Origin of the sequence: Saccharopolyspora antibiotica, from assembly GCF_047200635.1 — a bacterium.
GTDB lineage: Bacteria > Actinomycetota > Actinomycetes > Mycobacteriales > Pseudonocardiaceae > Saccharopolyspora_C.
In genome coordinates this window covers 1-19,532 of sequence record NZ_JBJZOI010000036.1, presented here as the reverse complement: position 1 = coordinate 19,532, position 19,532 = coordinate 1, and the positions used below count along the sequence as shown (strand labels likewise).

Below are 19,532 nucleotides of genomic sequence, written 5' to 3'. Positions count from 1 at the left end.
GCCGCCGCGCGGGTTCCGCGCGGACGGCGCCGTCGGCGAGCGGGCTCAGCCCTGCTTGGTCTCCCAGAAGATCTTCTCGATCTCCGCGATGTAGTCCAGCAGCTCCTGGCCCTTGGCCGGGTCCATCGAGCCCTTGGTGCCGGTCGCCCCGGCGGCCTTGGTGGCCTTGTTGACCAGCTCGTGCAGCTGCGGGTACTTCTCGAAGTGCGGCGGCTTGAAGTAGTCCGTCCACAGCACCCAGAGGTGGTGCTTGACGAGCTCGGAGCGCTGCTCGGCGATGATGATCGCGCGAGTGCGGAACTCGAAGTCCTCGTTGTTCTGGTACTTCTCCTGCACGGCCTTGACGGACTCGGCCTCGATCCGGGCCTGCGCCGGGTCGTAGACGCCGCACGGCAGATCGCAGTGCGCGGTCGCCTCCAGGCGCGGCCCGAGGATGCGGGACAGTAGACCCATCGTTCCTCCCTGACAGTGGATGCTCCGACGTTCGTGACCCTACTCGTGACGATCTCGTGCGTCGCGGCGGAGGGACCGCTGGAGATCGCGCGGGCGAGAGGGGTGAGCGGTGTCCGGACCGGGGCGTTGGCGGTGGCGGCGGGTGCGGGTGCGGGGCGCGTCGATGGTCCCGGCGCTGCGCGACGGGGACGTGGTCGTGGTGCGGCCGCGGGCCCGGCCGCGGGCAGGTGATGTGGTGCTCGTGCGCTGGGCATCGCGGCCGCGGCAGCTGTCGGTGAAGCGAGCGGTGCGCCGGGACGGCGGGGGCTGGCACGTGGAGGGCGACAACCCGTTCGGCACCACGGACTCGCGGGAGCTGGGGCCCGCCGCGGTGCTCGGGGTGGCGACGTGGCGGTTGTGGCCGAGCCCACGTCGGCTCCGGCCGGAGTGATGCCCGTTCGCTCAGTTCGGGCGCCGGGTGCGCGAACGGTGCGTGCCGACCCCGTCGTTCCGCGTCACGACTGCCTCCCGCGGGCACCTGCTCCGGCTGCGCCGCGCCCGCTCGGGCGGCAGCCCCGCTCGGCCTCACCGCCACCACCCGCCCCGGGAGCGCGGTCGGCCGCGTCCGCGTGCCCGCCGTCGTGGTCGGCTCCGGCCGCGCCGCGCCACCACCGCCCCGCGGCTGGACGCCGCCGACGTGCGGACCCCGTTGCCGGAGGTCGGGCGCCGGCGCGATCTTCAGCGCCGCGACGACAACCGCGGCAGCTGGTGCGCTCGGCAACGACGACCGCGTCGCCCGGTGCTCGCGGGGATCGCGCCGGTGCGCCGGGATCGAGATCGGGCCGGCTCCCACCCGGCGACCGCGCGCAACCCCGGGCGCGGGCGCGTCGAGCACGGCTCCGCCCCCGCTTCGGCCCGGCCGCGCTGGACCGAATCCCGGGTGCAGCTCTCGATCGCCGTGACGAGGACGGTCTTCGACCGGATCAACCGCGCCGGCGAGGCGCGACCTGTCGGCGACGCCCGCGCGCGAGAACCGGTTCAGCCACCACCCGCTCGGCGGCCGCGTGCTGGGGGAAGACCAGCGACCGGTACGGCCGGGGGCGCGGGCACCGCGACCGCCACGTCGCCGATCCCGGCTCCACCGCGGTGAACCCGGTCGGCACGATCACCGCGCTCGCGGAGCGGGTGCTGGCCGAGGGCTCCTGCCCGAACATCAGCTGCGCGCTCCGCCCGGGGAGCGCGGCTCAGCCCGCGCGCAGCCGCTCGTAGCGGCGCAGGCAGGCCTCGTAGTCCGGCAGCAAACCCCGGTCCGCCGCCTCGGCGAGGGTGGGCGCGGTGGAGTCCTTCTCGGACAGCACCGGCTCCCCCGCGAGATGCTCCGCCCACGGCAGCCCGAGCTCCGGGTCCAGCGGATTGATGCCGTGCTCGGCCGCGGGGGTGAACGGGGTGGAGCACAGGTAGCTCATCACCGTGTCGTCCTCCAGCGCGACGAAGGCGTGTCCCAGGCCCTCCGCCACGTACAGCGCCCGGTACTCCACCGAATCCAGCCGCACCGCCACCCACCGCCCGAAGGTCGGCGAGCCGGTCCGCACGTCCACCACCACGTCGATCATCGACCCGCGTGGGCAGTAGACGTACTTCGCCTGGCCCGGCGGCACGTCCGAGAAGTGCACCCCCCGGATCACGTCCCGCGCCGAGACGCTGTGGTTGGTCTGCGCCAGCCGCATCGGGTGGCCGGTCGCGGACACGAACGCGGCCTCCTGGAACGGCGCGGCGAACAGTCCGCGGTGGTCGGGGAAGGACTTCGGGGTGAACTCGTGCACCCCGGGGATCTCGAGGGAGCGAACCTGCACGGCCAGCAGCCTAGAAGCCCGGCGGCGGCGCGGCGCACGGCGGGCCGATCCGGGAAAAAACGGGAGCACGTGCGCGTCCGGCAACTTCTCGCCGGACATCGCGGAGGCTGGTTCCGGCCTGCTCGATCAAGTCTGTGACCCTGGTCGCTGACAGCGCGCGGATCGCGCTGGCAGACTGGCCGGACCGCAGCGTCCACCGGCGCGGTGCCCGCACCAGGGCATCCTGCGCCGGTCGTCCCGACGCCCGTCGCTCCGCCGGTACCGACCGGCCGCCCGATGAGCGCGTCGCCCGGGTGGACGGACCACCCTTTCGCTGCGAAATCCGGGGCAGCCCGGTTTTCGCAGGCCATGGCACAAGGAGGGACGCCGTGACCACTGTGAACGACACCACCCCCGCTCCCGCGAGCGGAGCGGAACTCACCGACGACGAGATCTTCCGCGCGCACGAGGGCGGCAAGCTCGGGATCGACGTGACCGCGCCGCTGGACAGCGCGCGCGACCTCTCGATCGCCTACACGCCCGGCGTCGCCAAGGTCAGCCGCGCGATCGCCGCGGACCAGACCCTCGCCGATCGCTACACCTGGACGCAGGACCTGGTGGCCGTCGTCAGCGACGGCACCGCCGTGCTCGGCCTCGGCGACATCGGGCCGCGGGCCTCGCTGCCGGTGATGGAGGGCAAGTCGGCGCTGTTCAAGACCTTCGCCGGGCTCAACTCCATTCCGCTGGTGCTCGACACCACCGACGTCGACGAGATCGTCGAGACCCTGGTGCGGCTGCGCCCCTCGTTCGGCGCGGTCAATTTGGAGGACGTCGCGGCGCCGCGCTGCTTCGAGCTGGAGCGCCGCCTCATCGAAGCGCTGGACTGCCCGGTCATGCACGACGACCAGCACGGCACCGCCGTGGTCGTGCTCGCCGCGCTGCGCAACGCGTGCGAGGTCGTGGGCCGCGAGCTCGGCTCGCTGCGCGTGGTGATCTCCGGTGCGGGCGCGGCCGGCGTGGCCTGCGCGGAGATCCTGCACACCGCCGGGGCCGGCGAGATCGTCGTGCTGGACTCCCGCGGGGTGCTGCACTCCGGGCGCGACCACCTCACGCCGATCAAGGAGGAGCTGCTCGGCTACACCAACCCGCGCGGCATCACCGGCGGGCTGGAGCACGCGCTGGACGGCGCCGACGTCCTCATCGGGGTCTCCGCCGGGCAGATCCCGGAGGAGCTGGTCGCGACCATGGCCGACGACGCCATCGTGTTCGCCTTGTCCAACCCGGACCCCGAGGTGCACCCGGACGTCGCGCGCAGGCACGCGGCCGTCGTGGCCACCGGGCGCAGCGACTTCCCGAACCAGATCAACAACGTGCTGGCCTTCCCGGGGATCTTCAAGGGCGCGTTGCAGGAGAACTCCCGGATGATCACCGATCGGATGAAGGTGGCCGCCGCCGAGGCCATCGCCGAGGTCGTGGCCGACGAGCTCAGCGCCGACAAGATCGTGCCGAGCCCGCTCGACCCGCGGGTCGCACCGGCCGTGATCAGCGCCGTCGCCGCCGCCGCGCGCGCCGACGGAGTCGCCACCGCGTAAGCCCGAGACCTGGCGTTCGGGCATTCGGACCACCGGGGCGCGTCGTTCGCGACGCGCCCCGGTGGTCTGTTCGCGGGCCCGGTTCCGGCCGTTCGCGTCACGAGGGGCCGCGTCGCACGTCCCGCGTCCGGGCGACGTCGTCCGAAGGCCCACCAGCGGGTCCGCGGCGGAGGTCGGGCCGGTAAGGTCAGATCAGTAACTCGCTGTGGTGCCGATCACGTGCGGGATGGTCGGTCTTCGGTCGTGTGCCCGGTGAAGGTGGCCGCTACGCAGGAGGGGTGCTGGTGACCGATCGGAACGACGGGACGCCCGCTTCCGGGGCGACGAGTGCGGGAACGGGCGACGCGGACCCGATCGGCGGTGGCGCCGGATTACCCGACGCGCCAGCGATCCTCAACGCCGCGGACGGCACGATCACCCACGTCACGCCGGAGGCCGTGCGGCTGGCCGGGGTTCCGGACGCGGCCGCGCTGGTCGGGTCGAACCTCGCCGACCTCCTCGTCCGCGACGGGCCGGTGGCGCTGCTGCGCGGTGCCCGGGACGTGCCGGTGCGAACGCTGAGCTGGCCGCTGCCCGCCGATCCCGCGCAACGGGTCACGGTGCTGGTGGAGGTCGACGACCTGATCCCCGACGCGGGCAGCCCGCTCGGGGTGGACGTCGTCGCCGAACGCGCCCGGCTCATCGAGGCCCAGCGCATCGCGAAGGTCGGCAGCTGGAGCGTCTACCCGGACACCGGGCAGGTCTACCACAGCCCGGTGCTCAAGGAGCAGTTCCACGCCAGCGGCGCCGCGGACGCCTTCGACGGCGTGAACATGATCGTCGCGGTGCACCCGGACGACCAGCCGAAGGCCGACGACTTCGGGGTGCGGCTGCGCTCCGCCCCGGTCGGCGAGCTCGTCGAGGTCGAGCTGCGCGACCACGCCGACCGGGTCTTCCTGTGCACCGGCCGCGTCGAGCGGGACGCCGCCGACCGCGTCGAGCGCATCGAGGGCACGGTGCAGGACGTCACCGAGCAGCGGCGGCTGGAGCGGCAGCTGCGCGACGAGCGCCGCAAGCTGCACGACGCGCAGCGCGCCGCCCGGCTCGGCACCTGGGAGTGGGACGCCGCCACCGGAGTCACCCAGCTGTCCGAGATGATGCGCGAGATCTGCGGGAACCTCCCCGGCGAACCCGCCACCTACGAGGACTACCTCTCCGGGGTGCACCCGGACGACCGCGCGCGGGTCGACGAGGCCTGGCGCGGGCTGGCCCGCCGCTTCGAATCGGTGGAGATCGAGCACCGCTTCATCCGCCGCGACGGAGCCGTGCGCACCCTGCGCGCGCACGGCGCCGCGATCCGCGACCCCGACGGCAGGATGGTGCTGGTCGGCACCGCCCAGGACGTCACCGAGCAGCGCACCGCGCTCACCCTCATCGAGCGCTCCACCCAGCGGTTCACCGACCTCGTCGCGGTCACGCCCGTCGGCATCGGCCTGTTCGACCAGGACGAGCACCTGGTCGACGCCAACGACGCGCTGTGCGACCTGCTCGGCTACCGGCTGGAGCAGCTGCGCGGGATGAGCGCGCGGCAGATGACCCATCCCGACGAGCGGGACTCCGGGCTGCGCGCCGCCTCCGACGAGATCGCCTCGGCCCGCTCCGGACGGCGGAAGGTGCCGCAGCGGTTGCTGATCCGCTCCGACGGCGAACCCGTGTACTGCGAGCTGCACGTGGCGCTGTCGGTGCAGGACGACGGCACCCGGTTCTGGCTGGTGGTCTTCCAGGACATCACCGAGCGCCGCCGCGCCGCCGAGGCGCTGCGCTACCAGGCCACCCACGACGACCTGACCGGGCTGCCGAACCGCGCGGCGGTGAAGGAGCTGCTGGGCCGGTTGCTGGGCAGCGCCGACCCGGCCGGGGTGGCGGTGCTGTTCTGCGACATCGACAACTTCAAGCGGGTCAACGATTCCCTCGGACACGACGCGGGCGACGAACTGCTGGTGGCGCTGGCTCGGCGGCTGGAGGGCGGCCTGCCCGAGGGGTGCACCGCGGCGCGGCTGTCCGGGGACGAGTTCCTCATCATCTGCTCGGACATCAGCGCGGTCGGCGGCCTCGACTCGCTGGCCACCCGGGTGGCTGGCCTGCTGCGCACCGCCGTCCCGGTGCACGGCCAGCTGATCCGCGTGTCGGCGTCGATCGGGGCCGCGGTGCCCAGCGGCGGCGGCTCCGGCGGGGAAGACCTGCTGCGCTTCGCCGACGCGGCGATGTTCGAGGCGAAGCGGCGCGGCGCGGGCAAGGTCTCGCTGGCCAGCCCCGCGCTGATGGCGTCCGCGGACCGGCAGCTGCACCTGGAGGGGCAGCTGCGGGAGGCGCTGAACAACGACGGGCTCACCCTGCACTACCAGCCGGTGGTGGCCTCGGACGGCACCGTGCTCACCGCGGAGGCCCTGGTGCGCTGGCCGCACCCGGACCGCGGGCTGCTGAGCCCGGACGCCTTCCTGCCCGTCGCCGAGCAGGGCGACCTGCTGCGGGAGCTGGACCGCTGGGTGCTGCGCACCGCGCTGCGGGAGGCCTCCACCTGGCCCGCGCCGAACGGGCGACAGGTCGGGATCGCCGTGAACCTCGCCGGGCTGGTGCCCGGGGGCGCGGACTTCGTCGACGTCGTCGCCGACACCGTCGCCGAGTGCGGCCTGGACTGGAACCGGGTCGTGCTGGAGCTGGTGGAGACCGCGCTGGTCGACCTGCCCTCCCGAACCCGGCAGGCGATGGGCGAGCTGGTCGCGCGCGGCGTGCGGTTCGCGGTGGACGACTTCGGCACCGGCTACTCCTCGCTGGCCCGGCTCAAGGACCTGCCCGCGCAGATCATCAAGGTGGACCGGCGGTTCGTCGCGGGGGTCGGCGGTGATCCCTCGGACTTCGCGGTGGCGCAGGCCGTGGTCGGGATGGCGCGGGCCATGGGCAGGTTGTGCGTGGCCGAGGGCGTGGAGACCGCGACCCAGTTCCACGTCCTCTCCGGGGTCGGCGTGGACGCCTACCAGGGGTGGCTGTTCTCCCGGCCGATGCCGGCGAAGGACTTCCGGGCGCTGTTGGAGACCGGGCCGCTGCCGCTGACCAACGACTCCTGACGAGTCCTCCCCGCACCGGCCGTCGGGCCTCTCCGCGGGGTCCGCGCGCCGCGCCCGCCCCCGGCCGCCGGCCGTCGACCGCGCCGCCGTCGACCGCGCCGCCGAGCGCGAGAGCCGCGCAGCAGCTTCCCGGAGGGCGGCGGGCCCGCTCCGGCACGGGTGTGATGGATCTCCCGGATCGTGGGATCTTGCTGCGCACGGTGCGGGGAAAGATCACGCAGGCGGCTCGGATCATCGCGGCGTTCCGGCGTTCGGGTTAGGGTCGACCAGGTTTGCGGCAGTCGGCAAGTGACTGTCGGTGATCCGAGGGGGCTCGGTTGATCGAGTTCCGGTCCGTGCGCAAGGAATATCCCGGGGGCGCGGTCGCCGTCGACGACGTCGACCTGACCGTGGAGAAGGGCACGATCACCGTGCTCGTCGGTCCATCGGGCTGCGGGAAGACGACGCTGCTGCGCATGGTGAACCGCATGATCGAACCGACCTCGGGCACCGTGCTCGTGGACGGCCAGGACGTGCGCGACGCCGATCCAGCGCTGCTGCGCCGCGGCATCGGCTACGTGATCCAGCAGGCGGGACTGTTCCCGCACCGCACCGTGGTCGACAACATCGCCACGGTGCCGAGGCTGTTCCGCACCCCCCACCGCGACGCGCGGCGCCGGGCGCGGGAGCTGCTGGACCTGGTGGGGCTGCCCGCCTCGCTGGGCGACCGCTACCCCGCGCAGCTCTCCGGTGGCCAGCAGCAGCGCGTCGGCGTGGCGCGGGCGCTGGCCGCGGACCCGCCGGTGCTGCTGATGGACGAGCCGTTCAGCGCCGTCGACCCCGTGGTGCGGGAAGGGCTGCAGGACGAGCTGCTGCGGCTGCAGGGCGAGCTCGGCAAGACCGTCCTGTTCGTCACCCACGACATCGACGAGGCCGTGAAGCTCGGCGAGAACGTCGCGGTGCTGCGCACCGGCGGGCACGTCGCCCAGTACGCCGACCCGGACTCGCTGCTGGCCGAACCGGCCGACGACTTCGTCACCTCCTTCATCGGCCGCGACCGCGGCTACCGGCGGCTGTCCTTCGTGGACGGGGACGGCCTCGACCCCGGTGCCGTCGAGACGGTCGCGCTGGGCGAGCCCGCGGTGAACAACGGCTCCGGCTGGGTGCTGGCGCTGGACGCCGAGCGCAGGCCGCGCGGCTGGCTGCCGCCGGACTCCGCCCCGGACGGCCCCCTCGCCGAACGGCACCTCGTCGCGGGCGGCTCGCTGCACACCCGGGGCGCCGCGCTGCGCGGGGCGCTGGACGCGGCGCTGTCCGCGCCGTCCGGGCTCGGCGTCGTCGTCGACGAGGACGGCGGTTTCGTCGGCGTCGTCGGCGCGCGGCACGTGCTCGACGTCATCGAGGCGGGGCGCGGGGAGCAGCCGTGATCGACGAGCTCGCGCACTACTTCGCCAGCCCCAGCAACCGCGAGGTGCTGCTGGAGTCCCTCGGCCAGCACGTCTACCTCGCCCTGGTGCCGCTGGTGCTGGGCGCGCTGCTCGCGCTGCCCGCCGGGCGGTTCGCGCAGCGGGTGCCGAAGGCGCGCGGGGCGCTGCTGAACTCGGCGAACATCCTCTACACGATCCCCTCGCTGGCGCTGTTCGTGATCATCCCGGCGGTGCTCGGCACCGGGGCCACCGCCTCGATCAACGTGGTGATCGCGTTGACGATCTACAACGCGGCGCTGCTGGTGCGGCCCGTGCTGGAGGGGCTGAACTCGGTGCCCGAGCACATCGTCACCGCCGCCACCGCCCTCGGCTACCGGCCGCGGCGCCGGTTCTTCGCCGTCGAGCTGCCGCTGGCGCTGCCGGTGCTGAGCACCTCGCTGCGCGTCGCCTCGGTTAGCAACGTGAGCCTCGTCAGCGTCGGCGCCCTGATCGGCATCGGCGGGCTCGGCCGGCTGTTCACCGACGGGTTCCAGCGGGACTACCTGACCCCGATCCTGCTCGGCGTGGTGCTGACGCTGCTGCTGGCCATGGTCGGTGACCTGATCATCGTCGCGCTGCGCAGGCTCGGCACCCCGTGGCAGCGGGCGAGCGCGGGGGGAACGGCGTGATCATCAACGAGCTGGTCGCCTGGCTGTCCGATCCCGAGCACTGGCTGTCCTCCACCGGGCTGCTCGCGCAGACCCTGCGCCACCTGTACTACTGCGTGCTCTCGGTGCTGGTGGCCTCGATCATCGCGATGCCGATCGGGCTGTGGATCGGGCACACCGGACGCGGCGGCGCCACCGTCGTCGTGCTGAGCAACTCGATGCGCGCCCTGCCGACCCTCGGACTCGTGACGCTGTTCGTGCTCATCGCGGGCATCGGGGAGGTGCCGACCCTGGCGGGGCTGGTGATCCTCGCGATCCCCGCCGTGCTCTCCGGCGCCTACGCCGGGGTGCAGAGCGTCCCCCGCGAGGTGCGCGACGCCGCCAAGGGCATGGGCATGACGCCCGCGCAGCAGCTGTGGCAGGTGGAGCTGCCGAACGCGGCGCCGCTGCTGTTCGGCGGAGTGCGCACCGCGATGCTGCAGGTCGTGGCCACCGCCTCCGTCGCCGCCTACGTCGGTCTCGGCGGTCTCGGCAGCATCCTGCTGGAGGGCATCAAGACCTACGACTACGGGCAGACGCTCGCGGCGGCGCTGTGCATCGCACTGCTCGCAGTCCTGCTCGACCTGCTGCTGAGCAAGCTCTCCCGCGCGCTCACCCCCCGCGGCATCCGGACGGGTGCGCCCGCCGCCGCGGGGCGGTCGTGACGCGGGCCCGGAACACCACGACGAGAGGCGGCACGGCCGTGAAGCGATGGGGAGCGCTGGCGTTGGCCGGCTTGGCGCTGGTGGGGCTGACCGGCTGCGGCGGTGACCCGTTCCAGGCGGGTGACGGTTCCGGTGGGGCGCTCGTCGTCGGCTCCGCCGACTTCACCGAGAGCGAACTCGTCATGGAGATCTACGCCGAGGCGCTGCGCGGCACCGGCGCCGAGGTCGACACCAAGCCCCGCATCGGGGCGCGCGAGACCTACGTCAACGCGGTGCGCCAGGGCGAGCTGTCGGTGATGCCGGACTACACCGGCAACCTGCTGCAGTACGTCGACGGGAACGACCCGGCGACCTCCTCGCAGGACGTCTACGACGCGCTGCGGCGGAAGCTGCCCCCCGGCCTGGAGGTGCTGGAGCAGGCCCCGGCCGAGGACTCCGACGTGCTCACCGTGACCCGGCGGACCGCCGACAGCGGCATCCGCACCCTGGCCGACCTCGGGCCGCGCTGCGGGGAGTTCGCGCTCGGCGCCCCCGCCGAGTGGAAGTCCCGCTGGGAGCAGCGCATCGCCGAGGAGTACGGCTGCACCTTCCGGGAGATCCGCAACCTCGAAGCGGGCACCGTCACCGTTGACGCGCTGGTCGGCGACACCGTGCAGGTCGCGAACCTGTTCACCACGTCCTCGCAGATCGACGCGAACGACCTGGTGCCGTTGGAGGACCCGCGCGACATGTTCCCCGCCCAGCACGTCGTCCCGCTGGTGGGCGCGGGCACCCTCGCCCCGCCGCAGGCGGCCGCCGTGGACCGGGCCTCGCGCGCGCTGACCACGGAACGGCTCACCGAGCTCAACCGCAGGCTGGAGGTCGACAAGGCCAATCCGGCCGACCTCGCGAAGGAGTTCGTGGCCGGGCTGTGATCGGGATCTTCCCGACTCGTCCCGTCGCTCGCCGAATCTGATTCACTTTCGAGATGGTTCCCTGTCCCTGCATCGTGCGAGTCCAACGTGGACGCAGAGTGATGGGACCAACGAAGGTGTACCTGATCTGTCCTCTTTGGCGCTACTGGAGATGCTGGTTCCGGAGATCGGTGCGATGGTTTCCAGGCCGATCGCCGATGGGAGTTCTGGGACCCCCGAGATCTTCCGGTGATTCGGTTGGATCCGATTCGGCAACAACGAGGGGAATTCCCATGCGTACTTCTGCTCGGCTCGTGAGCGCCGCTGTCGCTGCAGTCGCCCTGCTGGGCGCTGGCTCTGGTGCGGCTTTCGCCGGTGGCTACGACCCGCTCGTCTCCAGCGAGTCCGGTGACGGCGGTTCGGGCGGCTCCGGCGGCATCGGCGTGAACCTGCTGTGCGGCATCGGTGTCCTGGGCACCGGCAGCTGCTCGGCGGCCAACGGCGGCGACGGTGGCGACTCCACCGCGGCGAACCCCATCGGGAACACCGAGGGCTGATCAAGTCCTAGCTTTCCGCCGCGGGAAAGAAGTGCCCGGCTCCTTCTCCGGAAGGGGCCGGGCACATTTCCGAGCGCACCATTCCCGGTCGGCTGATCAATTGATCTCGGAATGATCAGGGGAATCCGGGGCGCCCCTCATTCGCGGCCGCCGATCAGCTTCGTCAGATCCGCTGCCGCCCGCCGCACCTGCCCGGCCAGCTCCGGCCACGTCGCCCCGCAGTCCGCGCCGCCGGGCGCGCACTCGTGGCGGAAGGTGAGGCTGATCGACGCCGCGGGCCACTGGTCCGGGCCGAACACCGGGCACGCCACCGACGCGAAACCCGCCGTCACGTGCCCGTCCTCCACCGCCCAGCCGAGCCGCCGCTCCGCGGCCAGCACCCGGCGCAGCTCCGGCAGGGTGCGCGGACCCCGCTCGGTGCGGCGCGCGAAACCGGCCGGGAACGACGCCCGCACCTGCGCCGCGGGCAGGTGCGCCAGCATCGCCCGGCCCGAGGCCGTCAGATGCGCGGGCAACCGCACGCCCACGTCCGTGACCAGCGTCTGCGGCCGGGACGGCCGCTCCTTCACCAGGTACAGCAGCTCCCCGCCGTGCAGCACCCCCAGGTGCGCCGTGCAGCCCACCGCGTCGACCAGCCGCCGCAGCACCGGGCCCGCCTGCCGCTGCACCGGGTCGTGGCGCAAGTACGCCGAGCCCAGCTCGAACGCCGCCATCCCCAACGTGAACCGGCGCTCCTCCGCCAGGCGCACCGCGAAACCGGCCGCCACCAGCTCCGCCAGCAAGTGATACGTCGTCGACCTCGGCAGGCCCAGCTCCTTCGCGAGCGTCCCCGCCGACACCGGACCCGAGCGGCCCGCCATCGCCGTCAGGATCGCCAGCCCGCGCCGCAGCGCGGGCACCTCGCTGCTGCCGCCCATCGCCCCCGCCCTCCTGTCTGAGATACCAGACGGAACGACCCTATCCGGGCTTCTGCCCGGGGCCGGAGCCGTGTGACATGGAGGAATGCAACACGCACCGGCGCACCCGCTCGACTCGGGACGGCTGACCGCGGACCAAGTGGTCGACGTCGCCCGCAACGGCGCCCTCGTGGAACTCGACGAGGTCACCGAACGCGGCATCGAAGCCACCCGCGAGCACATCGACGCGCTCGCCGCCGCCAACGACCCCACCTACGGCGTCTCCACCGGATTCGGCGCGCTCGCCATCCGGCACATCCCCGCCGAACGCCGCGCCGCGCTGCAGCAGGCGCTGGTCCGCTCGCACGCCGCCGGGGCCGGCCCCGCCGTCGAACCCGAGGTGGTGCGGGCCCTCATGCTGCTGCGCCTGCGCACCCTCGCCACCGGCCGCACCGGCGCCCGACTCGGCACCGCGCGCGCCCTCGCCGCGATGCTCAACGCCGGGATCGTGCCCGTCGTGCACGAGCACGGCTCCCTCGGCTGCTCCGGTGACCTCGCCCCGCTGGCCGCCGTCGCCCTCGCCCTCACCGGCGAAGGACAGGTCCTGCACGGCGCGGGAGGCACCCGGCCCGCCGCCGAAGCGCTCGCCGAGGCGGGCATCGAGCCGGTCGTGCTCGCCGAGAAGGAAGGGCTGTCGCTGACCAACGGCACCGACGGGATGCTCGGAATGCTGGTGCTCGCGCTGCACGACCTGCGCGGCCTCCTGGAGGTCGCCGACCTCACCGCCGCGATGAGCGTCGAAGCGCTGCTGGGCACCGACCGCGTCTTCGCCGCCGAGCTGCACGCCCTGCGCCCGCACCCCGGCCAGGCCCGCTCCGCCGAGCGCATCCACCGCGCCCTCGCCGGCTCCGGCATCATCGCCAGCCACCGCGCCCCCGACTGCGGCCGGGTGCAGGACGCCTACTCCCTGCGCTGCGCCCCGCAGGTGCACGGCTCCGCGCTCGACCTGCTCGCCTTCGCCGACCAAGTCGCCGAGCGCGAACTCGCCGCCGCCATCGACAACCCGGTCGTCCTCGACGACGGCCGCGTCGAGTCCAACGGCAACTTCCACGGCGCACCCCTCGCGCACGCCCTCGACTACCTGGCCATCCCGCTCGCCGACGTGGCGAGCATGGCCGAGCGCCGCACCGACCGGATGCTCGACGTGGCCCGCTCCCACGGGCTGCCCGCGTTCCTCGCCGCCGACCCCGGCGTCGACTCCGGACACATGATCGCCCACTACACCCAGGCCGGGATCGTCGCCGAGCTCAAGCGGCTCGCCTCCCCGGCCTCCGTCGACTCCATCCCCACCAGCGCGATGCAGGAGGACCACGTCTCGATGGGGTGGGCCGCGGCCCGCAAGCTGCGCCGCGCCGTCGACGGGCTGCGCACCGCCCTCGCCGTCGAACTGCTCACCGCGGCCCGGGCCCTGGACCTGCGCGCCCCGCTCACCCCCGCGCCCGCCACCGGCGCCGCGCGGGACCTGCTGCGCACCCGCGTCCCCGGGCCCGGCCCCGACGCGCACCTCGCGCCGCAGATCGCCGAAGCCGAGGCGCTGCTGCGCTCCGGCGAGATCAACCGGATCGCGCACCAGCTAGGGGGACACGAGTCATGAGCACCGGATCCCGGCCCGTCCGCGCCGCCCGCGGCACCACCCGCACCGCCCGCTCCTGGAGCACCGAGGCGCCGCTGCGGATGCTGCAGAACAACCTCGACCCCGAGGTCGCCGAACGACCCGAGGACCTCGTCGTCTACGGCGGCACCGGCCGCGCCGCCCGCGACTGGGCCAGCTACGACGCCATCGTCACCGAGCTCCGCGACCTCGCCGAGGACCAGACGCTGCTCGTGCAGTCCGGCAAGCCCGTCGGCGTGCTGCGCACCCACGAGTGGGCGCCGCGGGTGCTGCTGGCCAACTCCAACCTCGTCGGCAACTGGGCCAGCTGGCCCGAGTACCGCAAGCTCGACGCCCTCGGCCTCATGATGTACGGCCAGATGACCGCCGGGTCGTGGATCTACATCGGCACCCAGGGCATCCTCCAGGGCACCTACGAGACCTTCGCCGCCGTCGCCGCCAAGCGCTTCGGCGGCACCCTCGCCGGCACCCTCACCCTCACCGCCGGGCTCGGCGGCATGGGCGGCGCGCAACCGCTCGCCGTCACCATGAACGAGGGCGCGGCGCTCGTCGTCGAATGCGACCCGGAACGCGCCCGGCGCCGCGTCCGCCACGGCTACCTCGACGTGCTCGCCACCGACCTCGACGACGCCGTCGACCGGGCCGTCACCGCCAAGCGGGAACGCCGGGCCGTTTCCATCGGCGTCATCGGCAACGCCGCCGAGGTGCTGCCCGAGCTGCTGCGCCGCGGCCTGCCCGCCGACATCGTCACCGACCAGACCTCCGCGCACGACCCGCTGTCCTACCTGCCGCGCGGCGTCGAACTCGACGACTGGGCCGACTACGCCGCCGCCAAGCCCGACGAGTTCACCGCCCGCGCCCGCGACTCCATCGCCGAGCACGTCGAAGCCATGGTCGGCTTCCTCGACGCCGGGGCCGAGGTCTTCGACTACGGCAACTCGCTGCGCGGCGAAGCCGCCGAAGCCGGCTTCGGCCGCGCCTTCGACTACCCCGGCTTCGTGCCCGCCTACCTGCGGCCGCTGTTCTGCGAGGGCAAGGGCCCGTTCCGCTGGGCCGCGCTGTCCGGCGACCCGAAGGACATCGCCGCCACCGACCGCGCCGTGCTGGAGGAGTTCGGCGACGACGAGCACCTCGCGCGCTGGATCCGGCTCGCCGGGCAGAAGGTCCAGCACCAGGGGCTGCCCGCGCGGATCTGCTGGCTCGGCTACGGCGAACGGCACCGCGCCGGACTGCGGTTCAACGAGCTCGTCGCCTCCGGCGAGGTCTCCGCGCCCCTCGTGCTCGGCCGCGACCACCTCGACAGCGGCTCCGTGGCCTCCCCCTACCGGGAGACCGAGGGCATGGCCGACGGCTCCGACGCCATCGCGGACTGGCCACTGCTCAACGCCCTGGTCAACACCGCCTCCGGTGCGACCTGGGTGTCGATCCACCAGGGCGGCGGGGTCGGCATGGGCCGCTCCCTGCACGCCGGCCAGGTCACCGTCGCCGACGGGACCGAACTCGCCGCCCGCAAGCTCGAACGGGTCCTCACCAACGATCCCGGCACCGGAGTGCTCCGCCACGCCGACGCCGGCTACGACCGCGCCCGCACCGTCGCCGCCGACCGCGGCCTGCGGATCCCCACCGCCTGAACGCGCGCCGAGGAGCACCGATGAGCACCAGCGCACTGCTCGCCCAGCTCGACGACGTCGGACGCGACCCGCGCCGCGGCGGCTACTCGCGGCACGTGTTCGACCCCGCCGAGCGAGACCTGCGGGACTGGTTCGGCGAACAGGCCCGCGCCCGCGGGCTCGACGTCCACGCCGACCGCAACGCGAACCTCTGGGCGTGGTGGGGCGGACCCGGCCCGGACGCCGTCGTCACCGGCAGCCACCTCGACTCGGTCCCCGGCGGCGGCGCGTTCGACGGGCCCCTCGGCGTCGCCGCCGCGCTCGGCGCCGTCGACGAGCTGCGCGCCACCGGATTCCAGCCCGGCCGCCCCCTCGCGATCGTCGTGTTCGCCGAGGAGGAAGGCGGCCGGTTCGGGGTGCCCTGCCTCGGCTCCCGGCTGCTCAGCGGCAGCATCGACCGGGACACCGCATGCGCCCTGCGCGACCAGGGCGGAACCACCTTCGCCGAGGCGCTGCGCGCGGCCGGCGGCGACCCCGCTCGCGCCGGAGCGGACCCCGAACTCCTCGGCGGCATCGGCAAGTTCGTGGAACTGCACGTCGAACAGGGCAGGGGACTGGTCGACCTCGGGCGGCCCGTCGCCGTCGCCACCTCGATCCTCGGCCACGGGCGGTGGCGCTTCCGGTTCCGGGGGCAGGGCAACCACGCCGGAGCCACCCCGCTGGAGGACCGCAGCGACCCGATGCTGCCCGCCGCCCGCACCGTGCTCGCCGCCCGCGAAGCCGCCGCCCGGCACGAGGCCCGCGCCACCGTCGGCCGCCTCGTCCCCAACCCCGGCGGCACCAACGTCATCGCCTCCAGCACCGACCTGTGGCTGGACGCCCGCGCACCCCTCGACACCACCACCCGCGCCGTCGTCGCCGAACTCACCGCCCGCGCCGAGGAGCACGCCCGCGCCGAAGGCTGCCGGGTCGACGTCACCGAGGAGTCCTACAGCCCGACCGCGCACTTCGACCAGGGGCTGCGCGCCGAGCTCACCGCCCTGCTCGACGACGCCCCCGCCCTCGCCACCGGAGCCGGGCACGACGCCGGGGTGCTCTCCACCCGGGTGCCCACCTCGATGCTGTTCGTGCGCAACCCCACCGGCATCAGCCACGCCCCCGACGAGCACGCCGAACCCGCCGACTGCGAAGCCGGGACCGCCGCCCTCGCCCGGGTGCTGCGGAGGTGGGCGGCATGACGTACTGGTGCGAAGCGGCCTGGCTCGACGACGGGCCGCGGCGCGGCGTGCTCGTCGAAGTCGACGGCGACACCATCACCCGGCTCGGCGCCGCCGAGGCCGCACCCGCCGGGGCGGCGGTGCTGCCCGGGCTCGTGCTGCCCGGCCTCGCCAACGCGCACTCGCACGCCTTCCACCGCGCGCTGCGCGGCCGGGCCACCGGCACCGGCACCTTCTGGACCTGGCGGGAGCAGATGTACGCCCTCGCCGGCGCCCTCGACCCCGACACCTACCGGCGGCTCGCCACCGCCGTCTACACCGAGATGGCCCTCGCCGGGATCACTTGCGTCGGCGAGTTCCACTACCTGCACCACCCGGGCGGCGGCGGGCGCTACGACGACCCCAACGCGATGAGCCACGCCCTCGCCGACGCCGCCCGCACCGCCGGGATCCGGCTCACCCTGCTCGACACCTGCTACCTCGCCAGCGGCTTCGGCACCCCACCCGAAGGCGTGCAGCTGCGGTTCTCCGACGGCGATGCGCGGGCCTGGGCCGAGCGGGCCGAACTGTTCCCCTCCGACGACCAGGTGCTGCTGGGCGCCGCCGTGCACTCGGTGCGCGCCGTGCCGCCGGAGCAGATCACCCACGTCACGTCCTGGGCCCGGGGCCGCGGTGCCCCGCTGCACGTCCACCTCTCCGAACAGCGCAAGGAGAACGAGGACTGCCTCGCCGCGCACGGCCGCACCCCCACCGAACTCCTCCACGACAGCGGCGCCCTCGGCGAGGGCACCACCGCCGTGCACGCCACCCACCTCACCGCACGCGACCTGCGGCTGCTCGGCGGCAGCGGCACCGGCGGCTGCCTGTGCCCCAGCACCGAGGCCGACCTCGGCGACGGCATCGGCCCCGCCGCCGAGCTCGCCGCCGCGGGCAGCCCGCTGTCGCTGGGCAGCGACGGGCACTCCACCATCGACCTGCTCGCCGAAGCCCACGCCGTCGAAGCCGGGCAGCGGCTGCGCGCCGAACGGCGCGGGCACTTCGACCCCGCCGCACTGCTGCGGATGGCCACCAGCACCGGGCACCGCGCACTCGGCCGCCCCGACGCCGGGCGGATCGCCCCCGGGCAGCGCGCCGACCTCGTCGCCGTCGGCCTCGACGGGCCCCGGCTCGCCGGAGTCCCGCTCGACGCGGTCCCCGCGGTCGCGCGCGGAGATGACGTCCGGCACGTCGTCTCCGGGGGACGCCGCATCGTCCGCGACGGCGTCCACCAGCTCGTCCCCGACCCGGGACTGCCGCGCCTCGTCGAAGAACTCCTGGACCAGCGATGATCACGCGATGAGGCGGGTGAACGATGACATCCACTGCTATCACCGGAATCGGTGAGCTCACCACCACCCACGACGGGCCACCGCGCGCGGACGCGGCGCTCGTCCTCGACGGCGACCGCGTCGCCTGGACCGGCCCGGCCTCCCGCGCGCCCGCCGCCGACACCGCCGTCGACGTCGGCGGCCGAGCCGTGCTGCCCGGCTGGGTCGACAGCCACACCCACCTGCTGTTCGCCGGGGACCGCACCGCCGAATTCACCGCCCGCATGAACGGCGAGCCCTACGCCGCGGGAGGCATCGCCGTCACCGTCGAAGCCACCCGCGCCGCCACCGACACCGCGCTCGCCGACACCCTGCGCCGCCACGTCGCCGAAGCCGCCGCGCAAGGCACCACCTGCCTCGAAACCAAGACCGGCTACGGGCTCACCACCGCCGACGAGCTCCGAGCCGCCCGCCTCGCCGCCGCCGAGGTCGACGAGGTCACCTTCCTCGGCGCGCACCTCGTGCCGCCCGGGCAGGACGCCGAGACCTACCTCGACCTCGTCCGCGGCGAGATGCTCGACGCCGTCGCGCCCCACGTCGGCTGGTGCGACGTGTTCTGCGAACGCGGCGCCTTCGACGCCGAGCAGTCCCGGCGGGTGCTGCTCGCCGCCGCCGAACGCGGGCTCGGGCTCCGGGTTCACGGCAACCAGCTCGGCCCGGGACCCGGCGTGCGGCTCGCCGTCGAGCTCGGCGCCGCCAGCGTCGACCACTGCACCCACCTCGAACCCGCCGACGTCGACGCGCTCGCCGACTCCGACACCGTCGCCACCCTGCTGCCCGCCTGCGACCTGTCCACCCGGCAACCGCTGCCGCCCGCGCGGGAACTCCTCGACGCCGGGGCGACCATCGCGCTCGCCAGCAACTGCAACCCCGGCTCGTCCTACACCTCGTCGATGGCCTACTGCGTCACCACCGCCGTGCTGCAGATGGGGCTCACCGTGCCCGAAGCGATCCGCGCCGCCACCTGGGGCGGGGCGCGCGCCCTGCGCCGCGACACCGGGACGGGCGCCACCGGGGACGGCGCCGTCGGCCTGCTGCGCCCCGGCGCCCGCGCCGACGTGCACGTGCTCGACGCGCCCAGCGCGTCCTGGCTGGCCTACCGGCCCGGAGTCCCGCTCACCCACGCCGTCTGGAAGGCGGGCACCAGGATCCGGTGACCAGCACCACCAACCCGGGGGTCGGGACGCGAGGAAGGGAACTTTCCTGCCACCCGTGACAGGAAAGTTCCCTTCCTCGCAGCGGGGGAGCGGTCAGTCGTCGTCGGCGTCGTCCCGGGCGAGGAAGGTCGCGAGCCGCTCGACCGCGTCCTCGAACGCCGGGTTCTGGTCCACGAACGCCCGCATCCGGTCGGCGACCCACGCCAACGCCACCTCGTCCTCACCGCGACGCTCCTCGAGCTCCTCGATGCCCCGATCGGTGAAGTACACCGTCTCCTCCTCCACGCGCACGCCGACGGCCTCCGCCGCCGGTCCCTGACAGCAAGGGAACCTTACTGTCACCGGTGACAGGGATGTTCCCTTCCTCGCACCGCCGCCGGGACGACGAAGCGGGGGGGGGGGGGGGGGGGGGGGGGGGGGGGGGGGGGGGGGGGGGGGGGGGGGGG

General features: G+C 74.0%; 17 protein-coding genes. 13 read left to right on the top strand and 4 right to left on the bottom strand.

From position 1 onward, the window contains the following. Positions 1-45: 45 nt before the first annotated feature. Positions 46-453, bottom strand: a complete 408-nt coding sequence (gene sodN / locus ACL03H_RS23035) for a superoxide dismutase, Ni (protein ID WP_412813394.1) — start codon at positions 451-453, stop codon at positions 46-48. Positions 454-562: 109 nt separating this feature from the next. On the opposite strand from sodN, the gene ACL03H_RS23030 reads away from it, so the two are divergent. Next, positions 563-883, top strand: coding sequence for a S24 family peptidase (locus ACL03H_RS23030; protein ID WP_412813393.1), 321 nt, complete (start codon positions 563-565; stop codon positions 881-883). A 793-nt stretch (positions 884-1,676) separates the two neighbouring features. On the opposite strand, the gene ACL03H_RS23025 is transcribed toward ACL03H_RS23030, so the two are convergent. After that, entirely contained in the window at positions 1,677-2,285 is a 609-nt protein-coding gene (locus tag ACL03H_RS23025) for a dTDP-4-dehydrorhamnose 3,5-epimerase family protein (RefSeq protein WP_412813392.1), read from the bottom strand. A 368-nt stretch (positions 2,286-2,653) separates the two neighbouring features. Here ACL03H_RS23025 and ACL03H_RS23020 point away from each other — a divergent pair, with 368 nt between their 5' ends. The 7 genes from ACL03H_RS23020 to ACL03H_RS22990 all read left to right on the top strand — a co-directional run bounded on the left by ACL03H_RS23020 (position 2,654) and on the right by ACL03H_RS22990 (position 11,167). Continuing rightward, positions 2,654-3,856 (top strand): NAD(P)-dependent malic enzyme, encoded by a 1,203-nt coding sequence (locus ACL03H_RS23020; protein WP_412813391.1) that lies wholly within the window; start codon positions 2,654-2,656, stop codon positions 3,854-3,856. Between the two features lie 278 nt (positions 3,857-4,134). Continuing rightward, positions 4,135-6,960 carry a sensor domain-containing protein gene (locus ACL03H_RS23015; RefSeq protein WP_412813390.1) on the top strand — a complete coding sequence of 942 codons (2,826 nt, stop codon included), beginning with the start codon at positions 4,135-4,137 and terminating at the stop codon, positions 6,958-6,960. Positions 6,961-7,277: 317 nt separating this feature from the next. Continuing rightward, positions 7,278-8,366 (top strand): ABC transporter ATP-binding protein, encoded by a 1,089-nt coding sequence (locus ACL03H_RS23010; protein ID WP_412813389.1) that lies wholly within the window; start codon positions 7,278-7,280, stop codon positions 8,364-8,366. Then, complete coding sequence (locus tag ACL03H_RS23005; RefSeq protein ID WP_412813388.1) at positions 8,363-9,034, top strand: ABC transporter permease; 672 nt, start codon at positions 8,363-8,365, stop codon at positions 9,032-9,034. Before ACL03H_RS23010 ends, ACL03H_RS23005 begins: the two co-directional genes overlap by 4 nt. Then, a complete protein-coding gene (locus tag ACL03H_RS23000; RefSeq protein WP_412813387.1) occupies positions 9,031-9,717 on the top strand; it encodes an ABC transporter permease in 687 nt (228 codons plus the stop codon). Before ACL03H_RS23005 ends, ACL03H_RS23000 begins: the two co-directional genes overlap by 4 nt. Before the next feature lie 38 nt (positions 9,718-9,755). After that, positions 9,756-10,631, top strand: a complete 876-nt coding sequence (locus tag ACL03H_RS22995; RefSeq protein WP_412813386.1) for an ABC transporter substrate-binding protein — start codon at positions 9,756-9,758, stop codon at positions 10,629-10,631. 293 nt (positions 10,632-10,924) lie between these two features. Next, positions 10,925-11,167, top strand: a complete 243-nt coding sequence (locus ACL03H_RS22990) for a hypothetical protein (RefSeq protein ID WP_412813385.1) — start codon at positions 10,925-10,927, stop codon at positions 11,165-11,167. Between the two features lie 137 nt (positions 11,168-11,304). Here the strand turns inward: ACL03H_RS22990 and ACL03H_RS22985 are convergent, their stop codons facing one another. After that, on the bottom strand, positions 11,305-12,084 hold the full coding sequence (locus tag ACL03H_RS22985) for an IclR family transcriptional regulator (RefSeq protein ID WP_412813384.1): 780 nt from the start codon (positions 12,082-12,084) through the stop codon (positions 11,305-11,307). Positions 12,085-12,169: 85 nt separating this feature from the next. Between ACL03H_RS22985 and hutH the strand changes: the two genes are divergently transcribed. Genes hutH through hutI form a run of 5 tightly spaced genes read left to right on the top strand, consistent with a single transcriptional unit; the run spans position 12,170 to position 19,086 of the window. Beyond that, on the top strand, positions 12,170-13,717 hold the full coding sequence (gene hutH, locus ACL03H_RS22980) for a histidine ammonia-lyase (protein ID WP_412813383.1): 1,548 nt from the start codon (positions 12,170-12,172) through the stop codon (positions 13,715-13,717). Continuing rightward, positions 13,714-15,366 (top strand): urocanate hydratase, encoded by a 1,653-nt coding sequence (hutU, locus tag ACL03H_RS22975; RefSeq protein WP_412813382.1) that lies wholly within the window; start codon positions 13,714-13,716, stop codon positions 15,364-15,366. Before hutH ends, hutU begins: the two co-directional genes overlap by 4 nt. A gap of 20 nt (positions 15,367-15,386) precedes the next feature. Beyond that, positions 15,387-16,583 (top strand): allantoate amidohydrolase, encoded by a 1,197-nt coding sequence (locus ACL03H_RS22970; RefSeq protein ID WP_412813381.1) that lies wholly within the window; start codon positions 15,387-15,389, stop codon positions 16,581-16,583. Further along, positions 16,580-17,890, top strand: a complete 1,311-nt coding sequence (locus ACL03H_RS22965) for a formimidoylglutamate deiminase (RefSeq protein WP_412813380.1) — start codon at positions 16,580-16,582, stop codon at positions 17,888-17,890. Before ACL03H_RS22970 ends, ACL03H_RS22965 begins: the two co-directional genes overlap by 4 nt. A 23-nt stretch (positions 17,891-17,913) precedes the next feature. Continuing rightward, on the top strand, positions 17,914-19,086 hold the full coding sequence (gene hutI, locus ACL03H_RS22960) for an imidazolonepropionase (protein ID WP_412813379.1): 1,173 nt from the start codon (positions 17,914-17,916) through the stop codon (positions 19,084-19,086). A 93-nt stretch (positions 19,087-19,179) separates the two neighbouring features. Here hutI and ACL03H_RS22955 read toward each other — a convergent pair whose 3' ends face one another. Then, positions 19,180-19,356: a DUF6104 family protein gene (locus tag ACL03H_RS22955; RefSeq protein ID WP_412813414.1), complete on the bottom strand. Its 177-nt coding sequence runs from the start codon at positions 19,354-19,356 to the stop codon at positions 19,180-19,182. Positions 19,357-19,532 lie beyond the last annotated feature (176 nt).